Genomic DNA, 2,053 nt, shown 5'->3' on the forward strand with positions numbered 1-2,053 from the left:
GCCCAGGCCGCCGCGGAGCAGCCCGAGCCGGCCTCCGGTGCCGGCACCGGGAAGACGGTGGACGCCGCGGCTGTGAAGCCCGCCTCCGCCCGCCCCGCGCCGTCGTCGGCCGGGAAGGTGACGGAGCCTGTCACGAAGGCCGTCGACGAGGTCGCGGCCGCGACCGGCGGCCTGCTCGACCCGGTGACCGAGCCGGTCCGGACGGCGGTGACCGAGCCTGTGGGCGCGGCCGTCACGGAGATCACGAAGAAGCCGGTGGCGCAGGTCGCCGAGGTCGTCGAGCAGGTCGCGGACCCGGTCCTGAAGCCCGTCACGGAGCAGGTCGGCGCGGCCGTCAAGCCGGTCACCGAGCCGCTCGGCGACGTGCTCGCCCCGGTGACAGGCGTGGTCGGGCAGGTCGTGACGCCGCTCGCGCCCGTGCTGAGCGCGGTCACGGAGCCGCTGGCCCCGGTGACCGACGGTCTGCTGTCCCCCGTGGTCGACATCGTCTCGCCGGTGACCGACGTGGTCGGCGGCGTGACCGCCCCGGTCCTGGGTGCGCTCGAGCCCGTGACCGCCCCGGTCACGGACGCGCTGTCGCCCGTGCTGACGCCGGTCGGCGAGGCCGTCGCCCCCGTGGGTGAGGTGCTCGCCCCGGTGGTCGAGCCGCTGAGCCCGGTCGTGGAGCCGCTCGCGCCGGTCACGGACGTCGTGCCCGCCGCGCCGTCCGCTCCGGGCGAGCCGGTGACCGTGATCCCGACCCAGCGGGTCGAGGATCTCTCAGAGCCGACGTACCCGGGGGAGCTGCAGGCCTCCGGTGACGCCGCGGGTGTCGTGGTCTGGACCTCGGCCGGGGTCCGGCACGCGATGCTCGACCTGGTGCAGGCCCCGGTCGTCGAGGCGGCCGTCGACACCGCGCAGACGCTGGGCGCCATGGGCGTCGTCGAGGCCAGTGCGCCCGGCCTGCTCGGCGGGGGCCTCCCGCTCACCGCCGGCGGCTTCGTCCCCGCGGTGGCCGCGTCGGGCGCCGGCGGCGTCCTGGGCGGCGCACCGCAGCTCAAGGTGCCCGGCGGCGACCTCCTCGCGATGCTCTCCGCCCTGCTGATCTTCCGGGCGCGCACCTGGCGCGTGTCGGCCGACGAGTCGCGGGCGAAGCTCGCGAGCAGCTACACCGACATCCCCGTCTCTCCTGCCTGACCTGGGTGGTCCGCGCACTCGTGTGCGGTACCACCCGACGGCGAAGGTGCCGTCGGCTCCACGCCAGGCAAGGAGAGATCCATGGACAAGAACTTCCGACGTGCGCTGTGCACGGCACTCGTGGCAGGCGGCCTCGTCGTCGTCGGCGCCACGGCGGCCTACGCCGCAGCCGACGCCCCGCGCGACGCGGTCGCCCAGGGAGCCCCCGGGGCCTCTGAAGGTGCTGCCTCGACCGGTGGTGCGTCGTCCGTCGCGGCCGACGTCGCCGTGGTCGACGGCGCGGCTGTCGACGGTGACGCGGCAGTCGACGGTGCGGCCACCGACGGCGCTGTTGCAGACGCCGGCGCCGAGGCCCGTGTCGACGACGGCCTCGCCGGTGCGCTCGTGCGCGGTGACGTCGCCGGTGTCGTCGACGGGACGCTGGGTGCGGACGGTCTCGTCCACGGGATCCTGGATGGTCTCCTGCCCTCCGGTGCGGAGGAGCCGGGCGTAGAGCCCGGGACCGACGAGCCCGGGACTGACGAGCCTGGTACTGACGAGCCGGGCGTCGAGCCCGGGACCGAGGAGCCGGGCACTGACGGGCCTGACGCCGGTGAGCCGGGCCGGCCCGGCACCGACGAGCCCGGGGCCGAACCTGGTACCGACGGTCCGGGCATCCTCGATCCGATCCTCGACCCCGACGCCGGTGAGCCCGGCGTCGATCCGGGAACCGACGACCCGGGAACCGACGATCCGGGAACCGACAAGCCCGGGTCCCACACCCCCGGGTCCGAGAACCCTGGGAACGACACCCCCGGGTCCCACGCACCGCCGGCCGGCGCCCCGGGCGCCGAAGGCCGCCCCGGACGGGGCGGGCTCGCGACGGGTCCGCGACCCG

Annotated in this window: 1 protein-coding gene and 1 pseudogene; both read left to right on the forward strand. The window is 76.2% G+C overall.

Annotated features, from left to right (window positions below; genetic code table 11):
* A partial coding sequence (locus PROKR_RS36310) for a hypothetical protein (RefSeq protein WP_051433389.1) occupies positions 1-1,176 on the forward strand: 1,176 nt, incomplete at its 5' end.
* A gap of 81 nt (positions 1,177-1,257) precedes the next feature.
* Positions 1,258-2,053 (forward strand): annotated as a pseudogene (locus PROKR_RS36315) (hypothetical protein); the annotation flags it as partial.

It is taken from the genome of Promicromonospora kroppenstedtii DSM 19349, from assembly GCF_000515355.1.
In the GTDB taxonomy this organism is placed as follows: Bacteria; Actinomycetota; Actinomycetes; order Actinomycetales; family Cellulomonadaceae; genus Promicromonospora; species Promicromonospora kroppenstedtii.